Source organism: Accumulibacter sp. (assembly GCF_029255285.1).
Lineage (GTDB): Bacteria > Pseudomonadota > Gammaproteobacteria > Burkholderiales > Rhodocyclaceae > Accumulibacter.
On sequence record NZ_JAPUVI010000088.1, the window covers coordinates 51,996 to 77,438 of the forward strand.

Sequence of the window (25,443 nt, forward strand, 5' to 3'; positions counted from 1 at the left end):
TCAGGCAGCGGCGTGAGGGGAAGAGGATGCCAACGCAGTCAGTTCAGCGTGCGGAATGGCCCGCGTCGGATCAACTCGAGTTGATCCAGCGCATCGGCCGCATCGGTTACTGGGAGTTCCTGCCGGACTCCGGCGAACTTAGGCTGCCGCCCTTGTCGCGCGAATTGCTGGGCTGCATCGTCGACTCGCCGAGTCTGGCTGGCCTGCCTTTCTGCGATCTGATGCCGGAAGGCGAGTGGCGGCGCTTTGCGGCAACGCTGAAAATCGCCGTCGAGCAGCGGCTGCCCTTGGAACTGGAACTGCGCCTGGCGCACGGTCTCGACGGTGGCGCCAGCCTCCTGATGCGCGGCACGCCAGTCGCTACCGGCGACGGCGCGGCACGCTATGCGGGGACCTTCCAGGATGTCAGTAGCGAGCGGCGTGCCGAAACTACCCGTCAGGAAGTGATCAACCAGCTTCACGCCCTGCTCGCCAGCCTGCGTGTCGGAGTGACGGTGTTCGATCAGGATCTGCGCCTGCTGTTCTGGAACCAGCAAATCTGCGAAATCATCGGCCTGCCACGCGAAGCCGTCTACAAGTATGTGCGCTTCGAGGATCTGATTCGCTATCCGGCCGAACGCGGTGAATACGGCCCGGGGGATCCGGCACAACTGGTACGCGAGCGCGTCGATCTGGCTCGGCGCTTCGAGCCGCATCGCTTCGAGCGTCTGGCGCGCGACGGCCGTGTCCTGCTGGTGGAGGGCTATCCGTTCGGCCTCGGCGGCGAAGTCTCCGGTTTCATCACGACTTATTCCGACATCACAGACCAGAAGCGTGTCGAGGAAAAACTGCTGCGCCAGAACAACGTGCTGTCCACCATCATCGAGCACTTCCCCGGTGCGATCTCGCTGTTCGACGCCGACCTTCGTCTGGCGGCGCACAACGATCAATTCAAACAGCTTCTCGAACTTCCCGAAACGCTTTTCGAGAAAGCCGATCTGCATTTCGAAGACTTCATTCGCTACAACGCCCAGCGTGGTGAGTACGGGCAAGGCGATATCGAACAGCAGGTGGCGACGATCGTCGACCGGGCGCGTAACTTCAAACCGCACAAGATCGAACGTGTGCGCCCCAATGGCACCGCTTTGGAGATTCGCGGCATGCCGCTACCGGGCGGCGGATTCGTCACCATCTACATCGACGTCACCGAGCGCCGGCGTGCCGAGGAGCGGATTCGGGTGATGGCTTTGCAGGACGCGCTGACCGGGCTGCCCAACCGCCTCAAGCTCAACGAGATGGTCGAGCAGGCGCTGGAACGTGCGGCGGCCGGCCGGCAGGCCATGGCCCTGCTATTTCTCGACCTCGACGGGTTCAAGAAGGTCAATGACAGTCTCGGCCACGATGCCGGCGACGAGCTTTTGAAGCAGGTGGCGGCAACGCTGAACGCCACGGTGCGGCAAACCGACATCGTGGCGCGGCTGGGCGGTGACGAGTTCGTGATCCTGCTGCACGATGTCGTCAGCGATAAGATTCCCGGTACGATCGCCGAAGGGATCGTGCGTACCCTGGCGCAGCCATTCGCTCTGCGCCAGGGCGAAGCGCGGATCGGCGTCTCGGTTGGCATCGCCCTGTATCCTCAGCACGGCAACACGCGTGAGGTGCTGCTCAAGGCCGCCGACGAGGCGATGTACGCCGCCAAACAGGCGGGCCGCGGCGCCTGGCGGCGGGCGAGCTGAGACAGGTCTCAGACCACCGCGATCGGCGCTGTGTCGGCAGATGGCTCGCGGAATTGCATCGCGTACAAGCGCGCATAGTGACCGTTGCGGGCCAGCAGTTCGGCGTGACTGCCTCGTTCGACGATGCTTCCCTGTTCCATGACCAGGATCAGGTCCGCCTTTTCGACGGTCGACAGGCGATGGGCGATGACCAGTGTTGTCCGGCCAGCGATTACCCGATCCAGCGCGCTGTGGATGTGACGCTCCGATTCGCTGTCGAGCGCTGAAGTCGCCTCGTCGAGAATCAGGATTGGCGCGTCCTTGAGCAAGGCCCGCGCGATGGCCAGGCGCTGACGTTGCCCACCCGAGAGCAGTACGCCGTTTTCGCCGACCAGTGTTTCGAAGCCGTCCGGGAGCTGGTCGATGAATTCACGCGCGCATGCCGCCTCGGCCGCCTGCTCGACGGCCGCGCGTGGCGCCGCAGCCAAATCTCCATAGGCGATGTTGGCGGCCACGGTGTCGTTGAAGAGGACCACCTGCTGCGTCACGAGGGCGATTTGGCGACGCAGATTGCGCAAGGTGTAGTCGCTGACGTCGACGCCATCGATCAAGATTCGACCACAGTCGTGCTGGTAGAAGCGGGGAACCAGGCTGGCCAAGGTGGACTTGCCGCTTCCCGAGCGGCCGACCAGCGCGACCATCTGTCCGGGCTCGGCCGTAAAACTGACGTTGTCGAGCACGCGCTGGGTATGGTCAGGATAGGTGAAAGACAGGTTCTGGACCGCCAGATGGCCGGCGACACGGTCCTTTTCGACGCGGCCATGATCCGGTTCCGGCGCTTCGTCCAACTGGGAAAAAATGCTCTCGGCACCCGCCAGGCCCTTCTGAATCGTCGCGCTGACCTCTGAGAGCTGGCGAATGGGCTTGGGAAGCATGCCGGCGGCGGTAAGGTAGGCGACCAGATCGCCGGCCGATGCTTCGCCACGTAGCAGGAGAACCAGTACCAGTACCACCGCCATGGCTGAGAAAGTGACGAGTTGCAGCGCCGGCGTGTAGCTCGCCGCGGTTTTGACCATGCGCAACTGTTTGGCCTTGTTCTCCGCACTTGCCGTGCGGAAACGCGCCGCCTCATAGTCCTCGCCGCCGAAACTGCGCACCACCCGGTAGCCCTGAATGGTTTCCGACGCGACGTGCGTCAGGTCGCCCATCGTCTCCTGGATTTTCCGGCTCTGCCGACGAAACTTTCGGCTGGCGTGGCTCACCATGACGCCGATGACGGGCAGGATGGCCACCATCACCAGGGTCAGTTGCCAGTTCATCCAGAGCAGATAGCCGAACAGGAAAAGAACCGACATCCCCTCTCGGATGACGACCTTTATCGCTTCGGTGGCGGCGCCGGTAACCATCGTCACGTCGTAGGTGATGCGCGAGATCAGATGCCCCGAACTGTGCTGGTCGAAGTAGACGTTGGGCAGGCGCAGCAAACTGTCGAAAAGCGCGCGCCGCAAATCGTCGATCAGGCCCAGCGAGACCTTCGCCAGATAGTAGTTGCCAAGAAAGGAACCCGTTCCTTGCCAGGTGACGACAACGATCAGAAGCAAGGGCACAGCGTAGATCAGGTCAAGTCCGCCGACCAGAGGAACGGTACGCGGCGTCAGGCCGTTGGCCGCATTCAGTCCATCGACGAAGTACTTCAGAATTCCCGCCATCATGGGCTGCGACGAGGCGAAGATAACGTAGCCCAGCAGGCTGACGGCAAAGGCGCCGGCCAGTGGCCGTAGATAGCCGAGCAGCCGCAGATAGATGCGCAATGAAGAAACGCGAGGAGAGCTGGCGGGTGGCATTCTCGAGCGGGTTGGGCCGAACGTTTGGGGCCCGAGTTTATCACGCTGGCGCCGCCGGCCAGGCGACGCAGGTGGCTGGCTTAGCCGGAGCGGATGCTTGGCCGGCTGGTGCGCGAGCGGCGAGGCGCCATTCGGATCTCCTTCGCGCGACCGCAATGGCCGCGGGCAGCCGCACCGGAGGCATCCTTTTCGCCGCTTGGCGACATGTGGGTCATTTCCAGGGTCAGCCAGCTTGACCCGGTGTGCGACGGACGTTTCAGTCGAGTTCTACCGGCGCTCCTTCGTAATATTCAGCTTCCGTGCTCCGGGCGACGGCAGGCGCCGAAGCGAGCTTCGTCTGGAAACTCCCGATCACTCCGAAGGCCGCCAGCAGCGCCCTGCCTTCCTCATCTTGGGGCTCGATGCGCAGTGCGCAAGCGTCGCCTTCCACCACCATCATCACTTTCATTTCAGCCTCCATGTGCGCCCGACTAGCGCGTCGAGCAGACGGAAAAGATCAACAGCGCCTTGTCATTCGGCCCGGCGTCCGCTGTTTACGTCAGGGTCGAGGGCCAGCAGTCGCAAACGAACCGATGACCTCTGAGGCAAAGTATCGGCATCATTCTCGGGCGCCGAAAGGAATTAGTGCACAGTCCGCCGCTCTCCCGGCGGGTGCTTGGGAAGGTACCGCGCTTGGCCTGTCCTCGTGCGAAGAAATCCGGCCAAGCGGTTGAGCGCGAGTCGCGCTACCCGGGCAGTGCGGCGGCTTAGTTGATAGGAGCTAAGCCGTCCTCAGTCCTCGGGCTTGAGGCTGTCGTCGAGTGGCGGCGGCGCTTCCAGTTCGGCTGGCGCGTTCTCCTGGTAGAACACTTCCTCGGCCGGGCCCTTGCCCGGGCTCGGCGAGGTGACCGTCACGAGGCCCTCGGGGGCTGGGAGAAACGACTCTGGAACGTCCTTCAGTACCTTGGCCATGTAGGCGATCCAGGTCGGCAGAGCGGCCGTGCCGCCAGTTTCGCCGGCGCCCAGGTTCTTCGGTTGGTCGTAGCCGATCCACGAGCAGCCGACGACCGTCTGCTGGTAGCCACAAAACCAGGCGTCTACATGTTCGTTGGTGGTTCCCGTCTTGCCAGCGAGGTCCTTTCGCTTGAGTGTCGCCGAGGCACGCGCGGCCGTACCGTAGAGGGTGACGTCGCGCAGCATGCTGTCCATCAGGTAGGCGTTCCGCGGGTCGATCGCGCGCAGCGTTTCGTCGCCGGCGGTGATGGGTTCGGCCCGCGCCAGCACCTGCCTTTTGTCGTCCTGGATCTCGCTGACGATGTACGGCCGAACGCGGTAACCGCCATTGGCGAAAACGGCGTAGGCCGTGACCATTTGCCATGGCGTGACCGATCCCGCACCGAGCGCCATCGTCAAGTAAGGCGGGTGCCTCTGGGCGTCAAACCCGAAGCGCGTGACGTAGTCCTGCACGAAGCGCACGCCACTCGCTTGGAGAAGGCGAATCGAGACCATGTTCTTTGACTTCGCCAGCGCGGTGCGCATGCGCATCGGACCTTCGTACTTGCCGTCGTAGTTCTTGGGCTCCCAGGCCTGGCTGCCGGTGATCGCCGAGGGAAAGCTGATCGGCTCGTCGTTGATGACCGAGGCTGGCGTAAAGCCTTTTTCGAGCGCGCCGGAATAGATGAAAGGCTTGAAACTCGACCCCGGCTGCCGCCATGCCTGGGTGGCATGGTTGAACTGACTGTGATTGAAATCGAAACCGCCGACCAGCGCACGAATCGCACCGTCACGTGGGTCGGCGGCAATGAAGGCGGCCTCCGCTTCTGGCATCTGGACGATCCGCCAGCCGTTCTTTTCGTCACTCTGCAGGCGAATGATCGCTCCTCGGCGCAGCCTCTTGTTTGGTGGCGCCTTGTCGTCGATCATGCGGGCGGCAAACTTCAGACCGTCGCCGCTGATGGTGATGACTTCGCCACCACGCCGGTAGGCTCGAATCTTCTTGTTGTCGGCTTGCAGCACGATCGCCGGGTGCAGGTCTTCGGCATCCTGAAAGTCTTGCAGCAACTCGTCGAGGGCGTCGTCCTGCTCGGACTTGATCCCGCTGATATCGACATAGGCCTCGGCGCCCCGGTAGCCATGCCTGCGGTCGTAGTCCATGACACCACGGCGCAAGGCGGCGTAGGCGGCCTGCTGGTCGTCCTTGAGGATCGTTGTGTAGACCCGCAAGCCACGCGTATACACGTCGTCGGGAAAGCGCTCGGCGGCGATCTGGCGCGCCATTTCAGTAACGAACTCGGCGTGTACGGGGAACTCGCTGACCTCGCGCTTGATCACCAGCTGTTGCTGCAAGGCGGCTTCGTAGTGTTCGTCGCTGATGTAACCGAGCTCGTTCATGCGGCGCAGCACGTATTGCTGGCGGAGACGCGCGCGCTTGGGGTTGACCACCGGATTGTAGGCCGAGGGGGCTTTCGGCAGTCCGGCCAGCATGGCGGCCTCGGCGAGTGTCAACTCGGCGAGCGGCTTGCCGAAATAGGTCTGTGCGGCGGCGGCAAAGCCGTAAGCCCGCTGGCCGAGGAATATCTGGTTGATGTACAGCTCGAGGATCTGGTCCTTGCTGAGACTGCTTTCGATCTTGAACGACAGAAGCGCTTCGTAGAGCTTGCGACTGTAGGTTTTTTCCGACGAAAGAAAGAAATTCTTGGCCACCTGCTGCGTAATCGTCGACGCCCCCTGGCGCTTGCCGCCACCCAGCAGGTTGGCGTGCAGGGCGCGCGCGACACCGAGGGCATCGACCCCGCCATGTTGATAGAAACGTTCGTCTTCGGCCGCCAGAATCGCCTGTTTCATGATCGGCGGCACGTCTTGGATGTTGACTACGGCGCGCCGCTCTTCCCCGAACTCACCGATCAGATAGCCATCGGCGGTATAGACGCGCAAGGGCACTTTCGGACGATAGTCGGTCAGAATCTCCAGAGACGGCAGGTTCGGGTAAGTCAGGCTGAGTACCACCGCCGCCAGGGCAATGGCGATCGCCAGAAGGCCGACGGCAATAACGATCGGATAGAGGAACCAGCGAAGAGCGGTAGGCAACAGGTCGTCCGGCAGAAGAATCAGAATGCCGGGTATTATATTAGTGCCGCGGCGGAAAGGCGCGAACATCCCGTGCCGCAGCGCCGTGTAGGCCCACTGTCGACGCCGCGCCTCACTGCCCTGTCAGCTCCGGTTAAGACCGGAGAAATAGCTTTACACGCCGGAAGCTTGTTGCTAGCATCTAAAGTAGAATATCTATAAGCACGCTAACTACAAATTATTGAAGGGTTTTTTGGCGAGAGGTGGCGATTTGCAGCTGGATTTTTCGATTTTTAATCCAAAGGCGCGCTCGCTGATCGGTCTCGACATCAGCTCGTCATCGGTCAAAATGGTCGAGCTGGGTGGTGATGGTAAAGGCGCCTATCGCGTCGAACGTTATGCGATCGAGGTTTTGCCGCGGGACGTCGTCTCGGACGGCAACATCGTCAATCTGGAGGCAGCCGCGGAGTCGGTGAAGCGCGCTTGGAAAAAGCTGGCGACATCGACCAGGCATGTCGCCATCGCGCTGCCCGCGTCGCACGTCATCACGAAGAAGATCATTGTCGCTGCCGGACAGCGCGAGGAGGATCTGGAAGTGCTGGTCGAGTCCGAAGCCAACCAGTACATCCCCTTTGCGCTCGAGGAAGTCAATCTCGACTTTCAGGTCGTTGGTCCGGCGCCATCGTCTCCGGACGAGATCGAAGTGCTGATCGCCGCGTCCCGCAAGGAAAAGGTCGAAGATCGGGTCGCCGTGGCGGAGTCGGCCGGACTCAAGCCGGTCGTGCTTGATGTCGAGTCCTACGCCGTGCTGTCCGCTTTCGAGCTCGTTCAGAAGCAGTTGCCCGATGCCGGCAAGGGGCAGATCATTGCGCTCGTCGATGTCGGCGCCAACGTCATGAACCTGACCGTACTGCGTAACGAGCAGCAGCTCTACGTGCGCGAGCAGGCGTTCGGCGGCAATCAACTGACGCAGGATGCCGCCCGTCTGTTCTCGATGACTTTCGAGGAAGCGGAAGGGGAGAAGCGTCGCAACACCTTGCCTGAGAAATACGAAACCGAGCTTCTGCGGCCTTTCCTCGAGGCGCTGGCCCTGGAGCTGTCGCGGGCGCTGCAGTTTTTCTTCACGTCCACCCAGTTCAGCCAGATCAACCACATCGTCCTGGCCGGCGGCTGCGCGGTGATTCCCGGTGTCGACGAAGTCGTCGCCGGTCGCACGCAGATCAACACGATTATCGCCAACCCGTTTACCGGTATGGTGCTTTCCGATCGGGTACGTGAAAGAAACCTTCTGGCCGACGCGTCGTCGTTGATGGTGGCCTGCGGCCTGGCGCTGCGGAGGTTCGACGAATGATACGCATCAATCTCCTGCCGCACCGGGAAGAGAAGCGTCGGGCACGGCGACAGCAGTTCTACGCTTTGCTGGGTCTGATCACGATTCTGGCCGGTCTGCTGGTTTTTCTCGTTTATTCGATTATTGGCGGCTATATCTCGGCGCAGGACGCCAAGAACGACTTTCTTCAGAAAGAGATCGCCGTTCTCGACAAACAGATCGACCAGATCAGGAGGCTCAAGGAGCAGAGCCAGGCCTTGATGGAGCGTAAGCGGGTCATCGAATCCTTGCAGCGTGATCGGGCGGAAGCGGTGCGCCTGTTGAGCGAACTGGTGAAACAGATGCCGGAAGGCGTGTACGTCCGCTCGCTCAAGCAGGAAGGGCAAAAGATCAGCCTCAACGGCTATGCTCAGTCCAGCGCTCGCGTTTCGACGCTGATGCGCAACATCGAAGCCTCTCCTTGGCTGGAAAAGCCGCAATTGATCGAAATCAAGGCGGTGACCGTGGATAAGCGCCGCCTTAACGAATACAGCATGAATGCCTCGATCAAGCGGGCCGCCAATCCGGCGCAGGGAGGAAAAAAATGAAGGCCGTCGCGCTTCCGTCGATCGATTTCCGGGCCGTTCTGCGCGATTTCCAGAATCTCAACCCGCGCGATGTCGGCGCCTGGCCCGTGGCGCCCCGGCTGGCTGTCCTGCTTGGTCTGTTTGTGGCGATACTGCTCGCCGGCTGGTGGTTTGTCTGGCTTGACCAGTGGGACGCGCTGACCAAGAAACAGCAGGCTGAGGAGAGGCTGAGACAGGAGTTCGTGACCAAGAAGAAGGAAGCGGTCAACCTCGATCTGTATATTCAGCAACTGAACGAGATCGATCGATCGTTCGGCGCGCTCTTGAAACAGCTGCCGAACAAGTCCGAGGTGGAATCGCTGCTGGTCGAGATCAATCAGGCGGGAATGGGCCGGGGCTTGCAGTTCGAGCTTTTCAAGCCGGGTGCGGAACAGGTGAAGGATTTTTATGCGGAACTGCCGATCAACGTGCGGCTGACCGGCAACTACCATGATTTCGGTGCCTTCGCCGGCGACGTCGGCAAGCTGTCGAGGATAGTCACCTTGAACAACATCTCCATCGCTGCCAATTCGCAGGCCAAGGATGGTAGCCTGGTGATGGATGCCGTCACCAAAACCTTCCGCTATCTGGATGAGGAAGAACTGGCAGCGAAGAAGAAAGCCGCCCAGGCTGCAAAGGGTGCGAAGAAATGAACAAATTCGCTGTTCTTCTGTGCAGTCTCGTTCTCGTCGCTTGTGGCACGGGCGGCGAGGATGAACTGCGGCAATGGATGGCCACCGTTGGGCAAGATACCAAAGGAAAGATCCCGCCGCTACCGGTGGTCGAACCCTACGAGCCCGTTCCCTACGATGTCGGCGCTTCGATGGATCCTTTCAAGGCGGGCAAGATGGGACCGGACGAGAGTAAGACTGGTGGCGGCTTCCGGCCCGACCTAGACCGACCGAGGGAGCCGCTCGAGGCCTACCCGCTGGAATCTTTGAAGTACGTGGGCGTGATGACCCGAAAGAAGGCATCGTATGCCATCATTCAGGTCGACGGATCCTTGTACCAAGTCAAAATCGGGAACTACATGGGACAGAACTTCGGCGTGGTGGTGAGCGTGTCCGATTCCGAGGTGACTCTGCGAGAACTCATCCAGGATTCGGCAGGTGACTGGGTGGAGCGGACGAGCACCTTGCAGTTGCAGGAGAAGGGAGCGAAGTAGATGAAACAGATCACACAATACCTGCTCGGCCTGATCGGCGGCGTGCTGCTGGCGTTCGGAACGGCCAGTGCCCAGGATGCCAGATCCAATTCGATCGAATCGATGGCTGTCGTGCAACAGGGCCATGTCCTCAACGTCAAGCTGACGTTCAAGGAGCCGTTGAAAGCGCTGCCCCCAGCCTTCAGCGTCGCTAAGCCGCCGCGCATTGCGCTCGATTTCGCCAATACGACGAATGGCCTGGGCCGCTCGAGCCAGGCGTACAACGAGGGCGACCTGAAGAGCGCCAACATCGTGCAGGCCGAAGATCGGACGCGTGTGGTGCTGAACCTGCACAAGGCGATGACCTACGAAGCGTCGATCGACGGCAACACCCTCGTATTGGCCCTGCTGCCGAGTCGGGCTGTCGAAGGTGTCGTGCCGGTGGAACACTTTGCGAAAGCGCTTCCCTCGGCGCAGGGTGTGAACAGCATCCGTGACATCGGCTTCCGGCGCGGCAAGGACGGTGAAGCGCGGATCACGGTAGACCTCAGCGATTCCAATGCCGGCATCGATATCCGCCAGCAGGGATCGACGCTGGTGGTGGACTTCGCCAAGGTGGTTCTGCCGGACAGTTTGCGCAAGCGGCTCGACGTCGCCGACTTCGCCACCCCCGTGCAGACCGTGACGACGACGGTGAAGGGTGACAACGTGCGCATGACGATCGTTCCGCGCGGTCTGTGGGAGCACAACGCTTATCAGAGCGACACCCAGTTCGTCGTCGAAGTCAAGCCGGTCGTCGAGAACCCGAACAAGCTCATTCAGGGGACGCGCGGCGGTTATCAGGGCGAGAAATTGTCGCTCAACTTCCAGAATGTCGACGTGCGTCGCTTGTTGCAGGTGATCGGCGAGTTCACCGGCATGAACATGGTCATCAGCGATTCGGTGAGTGGCGCGATCACGCTGATTCTCAAGGACGTGCCGTGGGACCAGGCGCTCGACATCATCATGCAGCAGAAGGGCCTGGACATGCGCAAGAATGGCAACGTCATCCTGATTGCGCCGCGTGACGAGATTGCCACCAAGGAAAAGCTCGAGTTCGAGTCGAAGCTGCAGATCAGTGACCTCGAGCCCTTGCAGACCGAGAGCTTCCAGTTGAGTTATATCCGGGCCGAGGACATGCACAAGCTGTTCGACAACCCCACTCAGCGAATGCTTTCGAAGCGCGGCAGCGCCGTCCTGGAGCCGCGCTCGAACATGGTCATCGTGAAGGATACGCCGAGTCGTCTCGACGAGCTTCGTCACATTATTACCAAAGTCGATGTGGCGGCACGACAGGTCATGATCGAGGCCCGGATCGTCGAGGCTGGCGACAGTTTTGCCAAGAACCTGGGTATCCGCCTGGGCTGGAACCAGCGCCAGGGTTACGCTTTCGGCGGCCAAGGTTTCGGCGGGAACGCCATGGCTGGAGCGAGAGTCAATACGCCGGGCTTCTATACCGGGCAGATCCGGGACATCCCGAACTTCAATACCGATGCCTTGAACGTCAATTTGCCGGCGACGCCGCGCACCGGTAACGCCGGATTGTTCTCGCTGGTGCTCTACAACAGCGCACTGACCCAGTTTCTGAACACCGAGATCTCCGCGCTGGAAGCCGATGGCCGTGGCAAGGTGATTTCCAGTCCGCGCGTGATGACGGCCAACAACATCGAGGCGCTCATCGAGCAGGGGGTCGAAATCCCGTATCAGCAGGCGACGAGTTCAGGGGCGACCAGCATCTCGTTCAAGAAGGCCGTCCTGTCGTTGAAGGTCACGCCGCAGATCACACCCGACGGCAACGTGACGATGAAGGTCGAGGTCAACAAGGACACGCCCAACACCCGCTTGAATACGGGCGCCGGCGTGGCGATCGACAACAAGCACGTGAAGACCGAGGTGCTGGTCGAGAACGGCGGAACGGTGGTCATCGGCGGGATATACACCCAGGAAGTGCGCAACAACACGCAGCGTATTCCCTTCTTTGGCGATCTCCCCTACATTGGCTGGCTCTTCAAGAGCCGGGAATGGATCGACGACAAGCAGGAACTGTTGATCTTCATCACCCCGCGCATCGTCGCCGAAGGTCTCGCCGTACGCTGATCGTCCGCGCCGGTGTGGCAAAAGCCGGCGCTGCTCGGCTTTGTCGTGCCGGCGGGATGCCCTTGCCGCTGCGTTAGAATGGGGCCGTGAGAATCGAGCACGACAAACGCAACGTCTATCTGGTCGGCCTGATGGGCGCCGGGAAGACTACACTGGGTAAGGCGCTGGCCAGGCGGCTGTCTTACGGTTTCCTCGACGCCGATCGCGAAATCGAAATCCGCACCGGCGTCAGCCTGCCGACGATCTTCGAAATCGAAGGCGAAGAAGGTTTTCGTCGACGCGAGGCGCAACTCATTGCCGAACTGGTCAAGCTCAAAGGCCAGGTTGTGGCCACCGGGGGAGGCGCCGTCCTGCGCCCAGAAAACCGGGAGAACCTCAAAAACAGTGGTCTGGTCATCTATCTCGACGTTCCGCTGCAGACACTTTGCGAACGTACACGGCACGACAAGAATCGGCCGCTTCTGCAGGTCAGCGACCCCCTGCAGAAGTTGAGCGAGCTGCACACGCAAAGAGACCGGCTCTATCGCGAAGTGGCGGACCTGGTAATCAGCGGCAGCCGAATCACCGCGCAGTCTGTCCTCAACCAAATGATCAGGGGAACGGGGGAAGCATGGAAACGCTGATGGTCGCGCTGGGGAATCGTTCGTATCCGATCCAGGTCGGTCGCTCCGTGCTGGGGCGCTACGAATTGCTCGAACCGTTTCTGCGTCAGCCGAAAGCGGTGATTGTCACCAACGCCACGGTGGCGCCGCTCTATCTGCAGCGTTTGGCCAAGCCCTTGCGCGACGCCGGGACGGACGTCGCCGAGGTCGTTCTGCCCGACGGCGAGCAGTACAAGGACTGGCCTACGTTGAACTCGATATTCGATGTTCTTCTCGAGCGACGCTGCGAGCGCTCGACTACGCTGATTGCTCTCGGTGGCGGCGTCGTTGGCGACATCACTGGTTTTGCCGCCGCCTGTTTTCAGCGCGGCATGCCATTCATCCAGGTGCCGACCACCTTGCTTGCGCAGGTTGATTCATCGGTTGGCGGCAAGACGGCGATCAACCACCCGCTTGGTAAAAACATGATCGGCGCTTTCCACCAGCCGCAACTCGTCCTGGCCGACACCGACACGCTGACCACGCTGCCTGATCGCGAATTGCGGGCGGGACTGGCCGAGGTGATCAAGTACGGCCTGATCCGGGACCTGCCTTTTCTCGAATGGCTCGAGCTCAAGCTCGACGACCTGCTGTCTCGGGATCCGACGGCTCTGGCCGAAGCGATCTGCCGTTCTTGCCGAAACAAGGCCGAAGTGGTCGCCGCCGACGAACGCGAGAGTGGCGAACGGGCTTTGCTGAATCTCGGCCACACCTTCGGGCATGCGATCGAAACCGGCATGGGCTATGGCCAATGGTTGCATGGCGAAGCGGTCGCTTCCGGCACGATGATGGCGGCGCAGATCTCGTGGCAGCTTGGCTGGCTCAGCGAAAAGGACATCGAGCGAATCGAGCGCCTGTTTCGACGTGCCCGCTTGCCGGTCTGCGGACCGGCACTTGATGTCGGCCGCTATCTGGAGTTGATGCAGAACGACAAGAAGGTGCGGGATGGCAAGCTCCGCTTGGTCCTCCTGAAACGGCTTGGGGAGGCCGTCGTTTCCGACGAGGTCGAGCTGGTGGACATCCGGCGCGCCATTCTGGCGCGTAGCGCGCATGCCTGAGGCGGCTTGCGCAACTTACGCCGTCTCGGAGGCCAATTCACGCGGGCGCCGCTATCCCGATACCGCGCCCGCGTACCGCGACGAGTTCCAGCGCGACCGCGATCGCATCGTACATTCGACGGCTTTCAGGCGCCTCGAGTACAAGACCCAGGTATTCGTCAATCATGAAGGCGACCTGTTTCGCACGCGCTTGACGCACAGCCTCGAGGTGGCCCAGATCGCGCGTGCCCTGCGAGTCAACGAAGACCTGGTCGAAGCCATAGCGCTCGCGCACGATCTTGGCCACACGCCCTTCGGCCATGCCGGGCAGGACGCGCTGAACGAATGTCTGCGTGAACACGGCGGTTTCGAACACAATTTGTAGAGTCTGCGCACGGTTGACCTGCTCGAAGAGCGCTACGCCGCGTTTCCCGGCCTGAACCTCTGTTTCGAAACCAGAGAAGGAATCGTCAAGCATTGTTCCCTGGACAACGCCCGCCAGCTCGGCGACTTGGGTGAAGGTTTTCTCAGCCGGAAGCAGCCCTCCCTCGAGGCGCAGATCTGCAATCCGGCCGATGAAATCGCCTACAACAATCACGATGTCGACGATGGCTTGCGGGCCGGCCTGATCACGCTCGAACAACTCGCGGAGCTTGACCTGTTTGCCCGTCACATGGCCGAGGTGCGCCGCGCCTATCCCGAGTTGGGCGGGCGCCACCTGGTTCACGAGACGGTGCGACGGCTGATCAATACGCTGGTCTGCGACCTCATCGAGACGACAGCGGGCAGGCTTTCTCGTCAGTCACCGGCGAGCCTCGACGAAGTGCACGCGGCGCCGCCTCTGGTTGCGTTTTCGGACGACTTGCGGGCGGCGCAGCGCCACGTGAAGCGCTTCCTGCGCACCCATCTTTATGAGCACTATCAGGCCATGCGAATGGCCAGCAAGGCCCGGCGCATCGTCGGCGACCTGTTTGCCGCTTTCGCCTCCGATCCGCGCCTGTTGCCACCGCAGTATCAGGCCGCCAGCGCGGGCGATCAGGTGCGCAAAGTGGCCGACTACATTGCTGGCATGACCGACCGCTACGCGATCAAGGAACATCGGCGCCTGTTTGCGATCGACGGAGTTAAATTACCGCCGGCTTTGGCGCCGGCTGGCGGTCAAAACAAATAAAACAAATCGACCGCGCCCTGCTTACGGTGCGGGCCAATCCTTGATGTACGCCTTGAGCAGCTTGTTTTCCATGTTCCGCTCTTCGAGCACCGCCTTGGCGACATCGTGAAAGGAGACGATACCGACGATCGTATCGCCTTCCATCACCGGGACGTAGCGCGTATGGGTGTCGACCATCATGCGGCGCAACTCGTCGACGTCCATGTCCGGATCGCTGGTGGGTGGATTGGGGTCCATCGCCTCGACGACGAGGATCTCGGCGATCGGCGGAGTCGGCCCGACACGGCGTTCGGTCTGCCGTTTGGCGAGTATGGCGAGGACTTCACGGAAGGTCAGCATCCCGGCCAGTTTGCCGCCGTCCATGACGATCACGGAGCCGATGTCGTTTTCGGACATCATGATGACCGCTTCGGAGAGAGGTGAGTCGGGATGCACGGCGAACAGCGCGGAATCCTTGACCTGCAAAACTTCTTTGACCTCCATGTTACCCCCTAGAGATAGAATGGCTGGCACGGCGTTCCGCCAAACCGCTTACCTGAAACAGCACCTTTTCGCACCATGCCGGGTGGCAATTTCTCGCCATCGCGACGGTTGCGGTTTGCGCCTTGCCTGACGCGAGAAGGCATTGATTCATGGGTAAGCTCATTGACCGAACGCCACGCTGGCCGATGTGCTCATTGATCTGTCGGCCGGATTCTATCAGATGTCGATCGACTTCCGAAAACACGGCGGCGCTCGACTGCGGCGCCTGCCGCGCAACCCGGAGGCTGCCCTGCCGCCAGCCCGGGCAGCGGTGTTGTCCCAGCGCGGCAAGCACAACGCCCGCCAGGGCAGGCGTTGTCAGGCGGTCGGGCGTCGAAGGAGCCAGCGCTCAGACCTTCAGCGAGACCAGAACCTCATCCAGCATCTTCTTCGCATCGCCGAACAGCATACGGTTGTTGTCCTTGTAGAACAGCGGGTTGTCTACCCCGGCATAACCGGAAGCCATGCTGCGCTTCATGACGATCGAAGTCTTGGCCTTCCACACCTCGAGTACCGGCATGCCGGCGATCGGGCTGCTGGGATCATCCTGTGCGGCCGGATTGACGATGTCGTTGGCGCCGATGATCATGGCCACATCGGTGGCCGGGAAATCCTCGTTGAGTTCATCCATTTCAAAGACGATGTCGTAGGGAACCTTGGCTTCGGCAAGGAGAACGTTCATGTGGCCGGGCATGCGACCGGCCACCGGGTGAATGCCGAAGCGCACGTTGACGCCTTTCTCGCGCAGCAGACGAGTGATCTCGTAGACCGTGTGCTGGGCCTGCGCGACCGCCATCCCGTAACCCGGGACAATGATCACGTTCTTGGCTTCACGCAACAACTCGGCCGTTTCCGGCGCGCTGATCGGCACCACTTCACCGGCTGGTTGCACTCCGCCGGCGGCCGGTGCGGGAGTTCCGCCGGTCGTTCCAAAGCCGCCGGCGATGACGCTGATGAAGTGGCGATTCATCGCCGCACACATGATGTAAGACAGGATTGCACCGCTCGAGCCGACCAGCGCGCCGGTGACGATCAGCAGGTCGTTCGACAGCATGAAGCCGGTTGCCGCCGCTGCCCAGCCGGAGTAGCTGTTCAGCATGGAAACCACGACCGGCATGTCGGCACCGCCGATCGCCATCACCATATGGATGCCGAAGAGCAGGGCAACGACCGTCATCACGACCAGCGGCGTCATGCCTTCGCTGATCGAGCCGGCGTGCAGGAACTCCCGTCCGAAGTAAATCACCACCAGCAGCCCGGCCAGGTTGATCCAGTGGCGCGCGGGGAGCAGCATCGGATTGCCCGAGATCTTGCCGGACAGTTTGCCGAAGGCGATCACCGATCCGGAGAAGGTGACCGCGCCGATCAAGATGCCGATGTAGATCTCGACCTCGTGAATCGCTTTTTCGGCGCTTGTCAGGCCCGCCGACGCCACCGGGTCGATGTAGTTGGCAAATCCGACCAGCATCGCCGCCAGACCGACCATGCTGTGCATCAGGGCCACCAGTTCGGGCATCTGGGTCATCTGGACGGTGCGCGCGGCGTAGATACCCAGCGTCGCACCGACCGCCATGGCGCCGATCAGCCAGGCATAACCGGCGCTGCCGACACGCGGACCGAAGATGGTCGCCAGGACGGCAATGGTCATGCCGATGATGCCGTAGAGATTGCCGCGGCGAGAGGTTTCCTGGTTGCTCAGGCCGCCGAGGCAAAGTATGAAAAGAATTGTCGCTCCGAGGTAGGAGACGGTTGCCAAGCTTTCAGACATGTTCATCGACTCCTATTTACGGAACATGGCCAGCATGCGCTGGGTGACGGCGAAACCACCGAACATGTTGATCGTCGCCAGTACGATGGCGCCGATCGCCAGCCAGCGAATCCAGTCTTCCGGTCGATCGAGCCCTGCTTCGATCGGTGGCGCAATCTGTACCAGCGCGCCGATGGCAATGATGCTGCTGATCGCGTTGGTGACGCTCATCAGTGGCGTATGCAAGGCCGGCTTGACGTTCCACACGACCATGTAGCCGACGAAGCAGGCCAGTACGAAGACCGTGAAGTGGCCGAGGAAGGCGGGTGGCGCACTGGCACCGATGAACCAGAAGAAAAGCGCCGCCGCCGCGAACAGGATGATCATGCCGCTGCCCGACGCTGGCTCGCTGGCCTTGCCATGGCCGTGCGACTTTTTCGCCGCAGCCACTGGCTGGGCCGCCGCCGGTGCCGCAACTGGCGCTGCCGACGGCTTGGGTGCCGGGGGCGGCCAGGTCACGTTGCCTTCCTTGATAACCGTCAGGCCGCGGATGGCTTCGTCATCCATGTTGACGTCGATGATGCCGTCCTTGGTCTTGCACAGTTCCTCGGCAAGGCGCAACAAGTTGGTGCTGTACAGCGTCGACGACTGGCGCGCCAAGCGGCTGACCAGGTCGGTGTAACCGATGATGGTGACGTCGTGCTTCACAACCGCCTGGCCCGGCTCGGTCAACTCGCAGTTGCCACCCTGTTCGGCGGCCATGTCGACGATCACGCTGCCCGGCTTCATCGAGCGCACCATCTCGGCAGTGATCAGTCTGGGCGCCGGCTTGCCGGGGATCAGCGCGGTCGTGATGATGATGTCGACCTCGCGGGCCTGCTTGGCGTACATATCGCGCTGGGCCTTCTGAAAGCCCTCGCTCATCACCTTCGCGTAACCACCGCCGCCGGAACCTTCTTCGTCGTAATCGACCTTGACGAATTCACCGCCCAGCGACGCGACCTGATCGGCCACTTCGGCACGCGTGTCGTTGGCACGAACGATGGCGCCGAGGTTGGCAGCCGTGCCAATCGCCGCCAGGCCGGCCACGCCAGCACCGGCAACGAAAACCTTGGCTGGCGGAACCTTGCCCGCCGCCGTGATCTGGCCATTGAAAAAACGACCAAAGGCGTTGGCGGCCTCGATGACGGCGCGGTAGCCCGCGACGCCAGCCTGGGAAGTCAACGCGTCCATCTTCTGGGCGCGCGAGAGCGTGCGCGGCAGCGAGTCGATGGCCAGCACGGTCACCTTGCGGGCCGCGAGCTGCTGCAGGAGTTCCGGGTTCTGCGCCGGCCAGATGAAGCTCACCAGCGTACTTCCCTGGCGGATCAGACCGACTTCTTCGGCCGACGGGCCACGCACCTTGAAGATGATGTCCGACGAAGACCAGAGCTTGGCCGCTTCTTCAAGTACTTCGGCGCCAGCCGAACGATACGCATCGTCCGAAATACTCGCCGCGTTCCCGGCACCGGATTCGATCTGTACGGCGAAGCCCAGCTTGATCAGTTTTTCAACGACCTCCGGTACGGCCGCCACCCGCTTTTCCCCGGTGGCCGTTTCTCTTGGAACTCCGATTGTTAGCGGCATGCAATCCTCCATCACTCGTTTTCAGTTCTCGTGTTCAAAAAAGCCGGCTCCCGAAGTGCGGAACCGGCTTCCCCCATTTTGCGAAATCGCCGTGGCTGATCTTGAGGACGTTCCCCGGACGCCGATCCTGGCCGCCACGTGTGCTGGCCACCGCCCTCGTCTGGCCGCGATCGGACAACGCTCAACGATCCCGTCACCAGCTTACCACAAGCCCGACATGCACTTCACCATGCAACTCCATGAAACGGCGTCTTTGTTGGGCGGGAAATGGCCGGCGCCGAAGCGCCAAGGCCGCCGGCCGACGTTTCGTGAGATCGCGCCAACCGCGCTGCCGGTTGCCCTTCGCCGGGCGGCGAGGCTTCGACATTTCGCCAGCGGAACACGCTTGGCATCTTGGCGCGAGTCTTGCTTGCTTTCGGTGGCTGGGCTGAATACCAAAAAAAGCGAGAGATTGCGCGCCGCGCGGCTTCGGGTTGGTGCGGCCGCACACCGCTGACGCACGCCTTTGGTGCGGCGCAGCATCTTGAATGGCCGGGGTATTCGGCGTATAGTCGCGAGTCCCGCGGAGTCGGCTGGCGCTTTTCTGCGCGAGGTTTTCCAACTTCTGGACCTGCGGTCACCCGGGGAACGTCTTTGATTTGTGAGGATTCAAGCGTGATGGATTCGGCCATACCTGAAGGGCAGGGGCTTTACGACCCGGCCAACGAGCACGATGCCTGCGGCGTCGGTTTTGTAGCGCACATTCGGGGCAAGAAGAGTCACTCGATCATCGAGCAGGGGTTGCTGATCCTGAAGAACCTGGATCACCGCGGCGCTGTCGGTGCCGATCCCCTGATGGGCGACGGTGCCGGCATCCTGATCCAGATTCCCGACGCTTTCTTTCGTGACGAGATGGCTCAGCAGGGCGTCCAGTTGCCGCCGGCCGGCGACTACGGTGTCGGCATGGTCTTCCTGCCGAAAGAGTCGGCTTCGCGCCTCGCCTGCCAGGAGGAAATCGAACGGGCGGTGCGCTCCGAGGGTCAGGTGGTCCTCGGTTGGCGCGACGTGCCGGTCGACCACAGTCTGCCGATGTCGCCTACGGTGCGTGCTCGTGAACCCGTGATTCGTCAGATTTTCATCGGCCGCGGTGCCGACATCATGGTTACCGACGCCCTCGAACGCAAGCTGTACGTCATCCGCCGCCGGGCGGCAAACGCCATTCAGGCGCTGGGCCTCAAGCACAGCAAGGAGTTCTATCAGCCGTCGATGTCCGCCCGGACCGTGGTCTATAAGGGCTTGCTGCTCGCCTTTCAGGTGGGAGAGTACTATGCCGACCTGAAGGATCCACGGTGCATTTCGGCCATGGCGCTGGTGCACCAGCGTTTTTCGACCAATACCTTCCCGACGTGGCAGCTTGCCCACCCGTTCCGGATGATTGCCCACAATGGTGAGATCAACACGCTGCGCGGCAACTACAACTGGATGCGCGCACGCGAGAAGGGCACCTCGTCGCCCTTGCTTAGCCACGATCTGGAAAAGATCTGGCCGCTGATCTACCCGGGCCAGTCGGATTCGGCCTCGTTCGACAACGCGCTCGAACTGCTCGTCATGGCTGGCTATTCGCTCGCCCACGCCATGATGATGCTGATTCCGGAGGCCTGGGAATCGCACACGCTGATGGACGACAAGCGCAGCGCTTTCTACAAATATCACGCCGCAATGATCGAGCCGTGGGACGGTCCGGCGGCGGTGGCCTTCACCGATGGGCGCCAGATCGGCGCGACGCTCGACCGCAACGGCTTGCGTCCGGCACGCTATCTGGTGACTGACGACGACCTGGTGGTGATGGCTTCGGAAGCCGGAGTCCTGCCCATCGCCGAGGAGCGTATCGTCAACAAGTGGCGTTTGCAGCCAGGCAAGATGTTCCTGATCGATCTCGATCAGGGCCGCATCATCGACGACGCCGAACTCAAGGACACCCTGGCGCGCGCCAAGCCCTACAAGGACTGGCTGAGTCGGATCAACATCAAGCTCGACGACCTGCCGTCGCCCAAGGGAATCACCGAGCCGATGCCGCGGGCGTCCCTGCTCGATCGGCAGCAGGCTTTCGGTTATAGCCAGGAGGACATCAAGTTCATCCTCGAGCCGATGGCTACTTCCGGCGAGGAGGCGACCGGGTCGATGGGTAACGACTCGCCGCTGGCCGTCCTCTCGAACCGAAGCAAGCCGCTGTTCAATTATTTCCGGCAACTCTTCGCGCAGGTCACCAACCCGCCGATCGATCCGATTCGCGAACAACTGGTGATGTCGCTGGTTTCCTTCATCGGTCCCAAACCGAACTTGCTCGGCATCAACGAAATCAATCCGCCGTACCGTTTGGAGGTTGCCCAGCCGGTGCTCGATTTCGCGAACATGGCCAAGCTGCGCGAGATATCGACCTACACCGGTAAGAAGTTCCATTCCGCAGAGCTGGACATCTGTTACCCCTTGTGCTGGGGCAACGAAGGCGTCGAAGCGCGGCTCGCCTCGCTGTGTGCCGAGGCCGAAGATCACGTCCATAAGGGATCGAGCATCCTGATCGTCTCCGACCGCCGGGTCGACGCCGAGCATGTGGCGATACCCGCCCTGCTGGCCACCTCGGCCGTGCATCACCATCTGGTGACCAAGGGGTTGCGGACGCGCGTCGGACTCGTCGTGGAAACCGGAGCGGCACGCGAGACGCATCATTTCGCCGCCCTCGCCGGTTACGGCGCCGAAGCGGTACACCCCTACCTGGCTCTGGAAACGCTTCGCCAGATGGCGGGCAACGACCCCGAAAAGAGCGACAAAGCGATCAAGCACTTCATCAAGGGCGTCGGCAAAGGACTGCTCAAGGTGATGTCCAAGATGGGCATCTCGACCTACATGTCCTACACCGGGGCGCAGATCTTCGAAGTGGTCGGCTTGCAGAAGCGGATGGTGGACAAGTATTTCACCGGGACCTCGACCCAGGTCGAGGGTATTGGCGTCTTCGAGGTCATGGAAGAAGCGATTCGCCTGCACAAACAGGCCTTTGGCAACGATCCGGTGTTGGCGACCATGCTCGACGCCGGGGGAGAGTACGCCTACCGTGTGCGCGGTGAAGAACACCTGTGGACGCCCGATGCGATCGCCAAGCTGCAGCACTCGACGCGTACCGGCAAGTACGAGACCTACAAGGAGTACGCCAAACTGATCAACGACCAGTCGCGGCGGCACATGACCTTGCGCGGGCTGTTTGAAATCAAGTCAGCGGGGCCGGCCATCGCGCTCGAGGAAGTCGAACCGGCAAAAGAAATCGTCAAGCGTTTCGCGACGGGGGCGATGTCGCTCGGGTCGATTTCGACCGAAGCGCACAGCACCTTGGCCGTTGCCATGAACCGTATCGGTGGCAAATCGAATACCGGCGAGGGCGGTGAGGACCCGGCGCGCTTCAAGAGCTTGAAGGGCGGCGAGATGGTTTCGGACGTGGTCGGCAAGTCGCGCATCGAGCGCGACTACCAACTGCAGGATGGCGACAGCCTGCGGTCGTCCATCAAGCAGGTCGCCTCGGGGCGTTTTGGCGTCACGGCCGAGTACCTGGTCAATGCCGATCAGATCCAGATCAAGATGGCGCAAGGCGCCAAGCCCGGCGAAGGCGGCCAGCTACCGGGTCACAAGGTGTCCGAGTACATCGGCTTCTTGCGTCACTCGGTGCCCGGCGTTGGTCTGATCTCGCCTCCGCCGCATCATGACATCTACTCGATCGAAGACCTGGCGCAACTGATTCACGACCTCAAGAACGCCAATCCACAAGCGTCGATCAGTGTCAAACTCGTTTCCGAAGTGGGCGTCGGGACGGTGGCGGCGGGAGTGACCAAGGCCAAGGCCGATCATCTCGTGATCGCCGGTCATGATGGCGGTACGGGTGCCAGCCCGCAGTCGTCGATCAAGCATGCCGGATCGCCGTGGGAACTGGGTCTTGCCGAAACGCAGCAAACGCTGGTACTCAACGGCTTGCGCGGCCGTGTGCGAGTCCAGGTCGACGGGCAGAACAAGACTGGCCGCGACGTGCTGATCGGTGCCTTGCTGGGTGCCGACGAGTTTGGTTTTGCCACGGCTCCACTGGTGGTCGAAGGCTGCATCATGATGCGCAAGTGTCATCTCAATACCTGTCCTGTCGGCGTGGCAACACAGGATCCGGTGCTCCGCCGGCGGTTTTCGGGCCAACCGGAGCATGTCGTCAATTACTTCTTCTTCGTCGCCGAAGAAGTGCGCGAATTGATGGCGCAGATGGGAGTGCGTCGCTTTGATGATCTGATCGGCCGTTGCGACCTGCTCGAAATGCAGAAGGGAATATCCCACTGGAAGGCCAGAGGGCTGGACTACAGCCGGGTCTTCCAGCGTCCCGAGAACAAGAGCGGGACGCCGGTTTTCCACTGCGAAGTGCAGGACCATGGCCTCGGCAGGGCAATGGACATCAAGCTCATCGAGCTCAGCCAAGCGGCTCTCGAGAGACGTGAAAAGGTCAGTATCGAGCTGCCCGTACGCAACATCAACCGCACCGTCGGTGCCATGCTTTCCGGGCGGCTGGCCGAGCGTTACGGACATGCCGGGTTGCCTGACGGGACGATCGAAATTCATCTCACGGGCACGGCGGGACAAAGCTTCGGCGCATTCCTGGCACGTGGCGTGACGCTGGATCTGGTGGGCGAAGCCAACGACTACGTCGGCAAGGGCCTGTCGGGTGGCCGGATCGTCGTTCGCCCGAATCTCGGTTTTCGTGGCGAGACACCGAAAAACATCATCATTGGCAATACCGTGCTCTACGGTGCCACCGAAGGCGAAGCCTTTTTCGCCGGTGTCGCCGGCGAGCGCTTCGCGGTGCGCAACTCGGGCGCCACGGCGGTCGTCGAGGGAGTGGGCGACCACGGTTGCGAGTACATGACCGGTGGTACCGTCGTCGTGCTTGGCATGACGGGCCGCAATTTTGCCGCCGGCATGTCCGGTGGCGTGGCCTATGTCCTCGACGAGGACGGCAGCTTCGCGACACGCTGCAACATGGCGCAGGTCTCTCTCGAACCGGTCGAGGAGGAGTTCGCCGCGCGCCGCGGCAGCGACGCCGGTGACGACCTCGAAGCTCACGGCAAGGTTGACGTCCGCCATCTCGGCGTGATCGACGAAGTGCTGCTCAAGGGATTGGTCGAGAAGCACTATCGCCTGACCGCCAGCCGCCAGGCGCAGCGTCTGCTCAACGACTGGGAGAAGTATCGCGGCCGCTTCGTGAAGATCATGCCACACGAGTACCGGCGGGTACTCACGGCGTTGGCGGCGCAAAAGCAACTGGAGGCAGCATAGGCATGGGTAAGCCGACTGGATTCATCGAGTATCAGCGCTTGACGGAGGCCTACGAGCCTGCCGGGTCGCGCCTGAAGCATTACCGCGAGTTCGTCCGCGCGCTGACCGACGAGCAGGCCAGCGTGCAGGGTGCGCGTTGCATGGATTGCGGCATCCCGTTCTGCAATACCGGCTGCCCGGTCAACAACATCATTCCGGACTGGAACGACCTGGTTTACCGCGGAAACTGGGAGCAGGCCCTGGAAGTCCTGCACTCGACCAACAACTTTCCGGATTTCACCGGACGCATCTGTCCCGCGCCGTGCGAGGAGGCGTGTACGCTCAACATCAACAGCGACCCGGTTGGCATCAAGTCGATCGAGCATGCGATTGTCGACAAAGGGTGGGCAGAAGGCTGGATCGTTCCGCAGCCCCCGCAGGCCCGTACCGGCAAAAAGGTTGCCGTCGTCGGCTCCGGTCCGGCCGGCTTGGCGGCCGCCCAGCAGTTGGCGCGGGTTGGTCATCACGTCGTCGTTTTCGAAAAGAACGATCGCCCAGGCGGTCTCTTGCGTTACGGCATCCCGGATTTCAAGCTCGAGAAGTCGCATGTCGATCGTCGCATCGCGCAGATGGAAGCCGAAGGCGTCGAGTTTCGCGTCAATCAGGAAGTCGGTGGCAGTGGTCCCGGCGCTGTCCCCGTCGACCGGCTGCTGGCCGAGTTCGACGCCCTGATTCTTGCCGGTGGGGCGGAGTCGCCGCGCGATCTGAACGTGCCGGGCAGGGATCTCGATGGCGTCCACTTCGCCATGGAGTTTCTGCCACAGCAGAACAAGGTCAACGCCGGCGACCGCTTGCCGGCGCAGATCCTGGCTACCGGCAAGCGGGTGGTGGTGATTGGCGGTGGCGATACCGGTTCCGACTGCGTTGGCACGAGCAACCGGCACGGCGCTCTATCGGTAACCCAATTCGAGTTGATGCCGCAGCCGCCGGAGCGAGAGAACAAGAGTCTGACTTGGCCGTACTGGCCACTGAAATTGCGTACGTCGTCGTCGCACGAGGAGGGCTGCGAGCGCGATTTCGCGGTTTCGACCAAGGAGTTCATCGGCGAAAACGGACGGGTCAAGGCGCTCAAGGTGGCCCGCCTCGACTGGCGAAATGGCAGGATGACCGAGCTTGCGGGAAGCGAGTTCGAGATCGCCGCCGACCTCGTGTTACTGGCCATGGGCTTCGTTTCGCCCGTTCGTCAGGGACTCCTCGACCAATTGGCGGTACAGCTTGACTCGCGCGGCAACGTCCAGGCGACGACGGACGAGGTGGGTTGTTACGCCACCAGCGTCGCCAAAGTGTTCGCCGCTGGCGACATGCGGCGCGGTCAGTCGCTCGTCGTCTGGGCGATTCGTGAGGGCCGGCAGTGCGCCCGCGAAGTCGACGCTTTCCTGATGGGCAGTTCCAGCCTGCCTCGCTGAGTGTTGCCAGCGCCGGGCCAAGCCGGCGCGGAACGACGAACGAGTCGGGCCTCGCGTACCGAGTCGGTCGGCCACTCCCCACGTCCCGTCGGAGCGGCCCTTCGATGACCCGTCAAGACTCT

At 61.8% G+C, this 25,443-nt stretch carries 16 protein-coding genes and 1 pseudogene; 11 read left to right on the forward strand and 6 right to left on the reverse strand.

What is annotated here, in order from left to right; all coding sequences use genetic code 11:
• The first annotated feature begins 26 nt into the window (after nucleotides 1-26).
• On the forward strand, nucleotides 27-1,715 hold the full coding sequence (locus tag Q1M07_RS11100; protein WP_300453924.1) for a PAS-domain containing protein: 1,689 nt from the start codon (nucleotides 27-29) through the stop codon (nucleotides 1,713-1,715).
• Nucleotides 1,716-1,723: 8 nt separating this feature from the next.
• On the opposite strand, the gene msbA is transcribed toward Q1M07_RS11100, so the two are convergent.
• From msbA to Q1M07_RS11115, 3 genes are all read right to left on the reverse strand, one after another.
• Nucleotides 1,724-3,538: a lipid A export permease/ATP-binding protein MsbA gene (gene msbA, locus Q1M07_RS11105; protein WP_300453925.1), complete on the reverse strand. Its 1,815-nt coding sequence runs from the start codon at nucleotides 3,536-3,538 to the stop codon at nucleotides 1,724-1,726.
• Nucleotides 3,539-3,794: 256 nt separating this feature from the next.
• Nucleotides 3,795-3,986, reverse strand: a complete 192-nt coding sequence (locus Q1M07_RS11110) for a hypothetical protein (protein ID WP_300453926.1) — start codon at nucleotides 3,984-3,986, stop codon at nucleotides 3,795-3,797.
• Between the two features lie 323 nt (nucleotides 3,987-4,309).
• Nucleotides 4,310-6,604 carry a penicillin-binding protein 1A gene (locus tag Q1M07_RS11115; protein WP_300453927.1) on the reverse strand — a complete coding sequence of 765 codons (2,295 nt, stop codon included), beginning with the start codon at nucleotides 6,602-6,604 and terminating at the stop codon, nucleotides 4,310-4,312.
• A gap of 250 nt (nucleotides 6,605-6,854) precedes the next feature.
• Between Q1M07_RS11115 and Q1M07_RS11120 the strand changes: the two genes are divergently transcribed.
• The 8 genes and pseudogenes from Q1M07_RS11120 to Q1M07_RS11155 all read left to right on the forward strand — a co-directional run bounded on the left by Q1M07_RS11120 (nucleotide 6,855) and on the right by Q1M07_RS11155 (nucleotide 14,647).
• Complete coding sequence (locus Q1M07_RS11120) at nucleotides 6,855-7,934, forward strand: pilus assembly protein PilM (protein ID WP_300453928.1); 1,080 nt, start codon at nucleotides 6,855-6,857, stop codon at nucleotides 7,932-7,934.
• Nucleotides 7,931-8,500 carry a PilN domain-containing protein gene (locus Q1M07_RS11125; RefSeq protein ID WP_300453929.1) on the forward strand — a complete coding sequence of 190 codons (570 nt, stop codon included), beginning with the start codon at nucleotides 7,931-7,933 and terminating at the stop codon, nucleotides 8,498-8,500. Before Q1M07_RS11120 ends, Q1M07_RS11125 begins: the two co-directional genes overlap by 4 nt.
• Nucleotides 8,497-9,171, forward strand: coding sequence for a type 4a pilus biogenesis protein PilO (gene pilO / locus Q1M07_RS11130; protein WP_300453930.1), 675 nt, complete (start codon nucleotides 8,497-8,499; stop codon nucleotides 9,169-9,171). Before Q1M07_RS11125 ends, pilO begins: the two co-directional genes overlap by 4 nt.
• Nucleotides 9,168-9,683, forward strand: coding sequence for a pilus assembly protein PilP (locus Q1M07_RS11135; protein WP_300453931.1), 516 nt, complete (start codon nucleotides 9,168-9,170; stop codon nucleotides 9,681-9,683). The genes pilO and Q1M07_RS11135 overlap by 4 nt, the downstream gene beginning before the upstream one ends.
• Nucleotides 9,684-11,798, forward strand: coding sequence for a type IV pilus secretin PilQ (locus Q1M07_RS11140; RefSeq protein ID WP_300453932.1), 2,115 nt, complete (start codon nucleotides 9,684-9,686; stop codon nucleotides 11,796-11,798).
• 92 nt (nucleotides 11,799-11,890) lie between these two features.
• On the forward strand, nucleotides 11,891-12,421 hold the full coding sequence (locus Q1M07_RS11145) for a shikimate kinase (protein ID WP_300453950.1): 531 nt from the start codon (nucleotides 11,891-11,893) through the stop codon (nucleotides 12,419-12,421).
• Nucleotides 12,409-13,497 (forward strand): 3-dehydroquinate synthase, encoded by a 1,089-nt coding sequence (aroB, locus tag Q1M07_RS11150; protein ID WP_300453934.1) that lies wholly within the window; start codon nucleotides 12,409-12,411, stop codon nucleotides 13,495-13,497. The genes Q1M07_RS11145 and aroB overlap by 13 nt, the downstream gene beginning before the upstream one ends.
• Nucleotides 13,490-14,647, forward strand: a pseudogene (locus tag Q1M07_RS11155) (deoxyguanosinetriphosphate triphosphohydrolase). The gene aroB and the pseudogene Q1M07_RS11155 overlap by 8 nt, the downstream one beginning before the upstream one ends.
• Nucleotides 14,648-14,668: 21 nt before the next feature.
• Here Q1M07_RS11155 and Q1M07_RS11160 read toward each other — a convergent pair.
• The 3 genes from Q1M07_RS11160 to Q1M07_RS11170 all read right to left on the reverse strand — a co-directional run bounded on the left by Q1M07_RS11160 (nucleotide 14,669) and on the right by Q1M07_RS11170 (nucleotide 18,542).
• The gene (locus Q1M07_RS11160; protein WP_300453935.1) at nucleotides 14,669-15,130 is read right to left on the reverse strand and encodes a CBS domain-containing protein; all 462 of its coding nucleotides are present in this window, start codon (nucleotides 15,128-15,130) and stop codon (nucleotides 14,669-14,671) included.
• Between the two features lie 388 nt (nucleotides 15,131-15,518).
• Entirely contained in the window at nucleotides 15,519-16,937 is a 1,419-nt protein-coding gene (gene pntB, locus Q1M07_RS11165; protein ID WP_300453936.1) for a Re/Si-specific NAD(P)(+) transhydrogenase subunit beta, read from the reverse strand.
• 12 nt (nucleotides 16,938-16,949) lie between these two features.
• Complete coding sequence (locus tag Q1M07_RS11170) at nucleotides 16,950-18,542, reverse strand: Re/Si-specific NAD(P)(+) transhydrogenase subunit alpha (protein ID WP_300453937.1); 1,593 nt, start codon at nucleotides 18,540-18,542, stop codon at nucleotides 16,950-16,952.
• A gap of 657 nt (nucleotides 18,543-19,199) precedes the next feature.
• On the opposite strand from Q1M07_RS11170, the gene Q1M07_RS11175 reads away from it, so the two are divergent.
• Nucleotides 19,200-23,876 (forward strand): glutamate synthase-related protein, encoded by a 4,677-nt coding sequence (locus Q1M07_RS11175; protein WP_300453938.1) that lies wholly within the window; start codon nucleotides 19,200-19,202, stop codon nucleotides 23,874-23,876.
• A 2-nt stretch (nucleotides 23,877-23,878) separates the two neighbouring features.
• Nucleotides 23,879-25,321, forward strand: a complete 1,443-nt coding sequence (locus tag Q1M07_RS11180; protein ID WP_300453939.1) for a glutamate synthase subunit beta — start codon at nucleotides 23,879-23,881, stop codon at nucleotides 25,319-25,321.
• Nucleotides 25,322-25,443: the final 122 nt, after the last annotated feature.

What these genes read in the sequence shown, in the direction of transcription:
- Q1M07_RS11100 (WP_300453924.1), top strand. Translation starts at nt 27, where the DNA reads ATGCCAACGCAGTCAGTTCAGCGTGCGGAATGGCCCGCGTCGGATCAA.
- msbA (WP_300453925.1), bottom strand. Translation starts at nt 3,538, where the DNA reads ATGCCACCCGCCAGCTCTCCTCGCGTTTCTTCATTGCGCATCTATCTG.
- Q1M07_RS11110 (WP_300453926.1), bottom strand. Translation starts at nt 3,986, where the DNA reads ATGAAAGTGATGATGGTGGTGGAAGGCGACGCTTGCGCACTGCGCATC.
- Q1M07_RS11125 (WP_300453929.1), top strand. Translation starts at nt 7,931, where the DNA reads ATGATACGCATCAATCTCCTGCCGCACCGGGAAGAGAAGCGTCGGGCA.
- pilO (WP_300453930.1), top strand. Translation starts at nt 8,497, where the DNA reads ATGAAGGCCGTCGCGCTTCCGTCGATCGATTTCCGGGCCGTTCTGCGC.
- Q1M07_RS11135 (WP_300453931.1), top strand. Translation starts at nt 9,168, where the DNA reads ATGAACAAATTCGCTGTTCTTCTGTGCAGTCTCGTTCTCGTCGCTTGT.
- Q1M07_RS11140 (WP_300453932.1), top strand. Translation starts at nt 9,684, where the DNA reads ATGAAACAGATCACACAATACCTGCTCGGCCTGATCGGCGGCGTGCTG.
- aroB (WP_300453934.1), top strand. Translation starts at nt 12,409, where the DNA reads ATGGAAACGCTGATGGTCGCGCTGGGGAATCGTTCGTATCCGATCCAG.
- Q1M07_RS11160 (WP_300453935.1), bottom strand. Translation starts at nt 15,130, where the DNA reads ATGGAGGTCAAAGAAGTTTTGCAGGTCAAGGATTCCGCGCTGTTCGCC.
- pntB (WP_300453936.1), bottom strand. Translation starts at nt 16,937, where the DNA reads ATGTCTGAAAGCTTGGCAACCGTCTCCTACCTCGGAGCGACAATTCTT.
- Q1M07_RS11170 (WP_300453937.1), bottom strand. Translation starts at nt 18,542, where the DNA reads ATGCCGCTAACAATCGGAGTTCCAAGAGAAACGGCCACCGGGGAAAAG.
- Q1M07_RS11175 (WP_300453938.1), top strand. Translation starts at nt 19,200, where the DNA reads ATGGATTCGGCCATACCTGAAGGGCAGGGGCTTTACGACCCGGCCAAC.
- Q1M07_RS11180 (WP_300453939.1), top strand. Translation starts at nt 23,879, where the DNA reads ATGGGTAAGCCGACTGGATTCATCGAGTATCAGCGCTTGACGGAGGCC.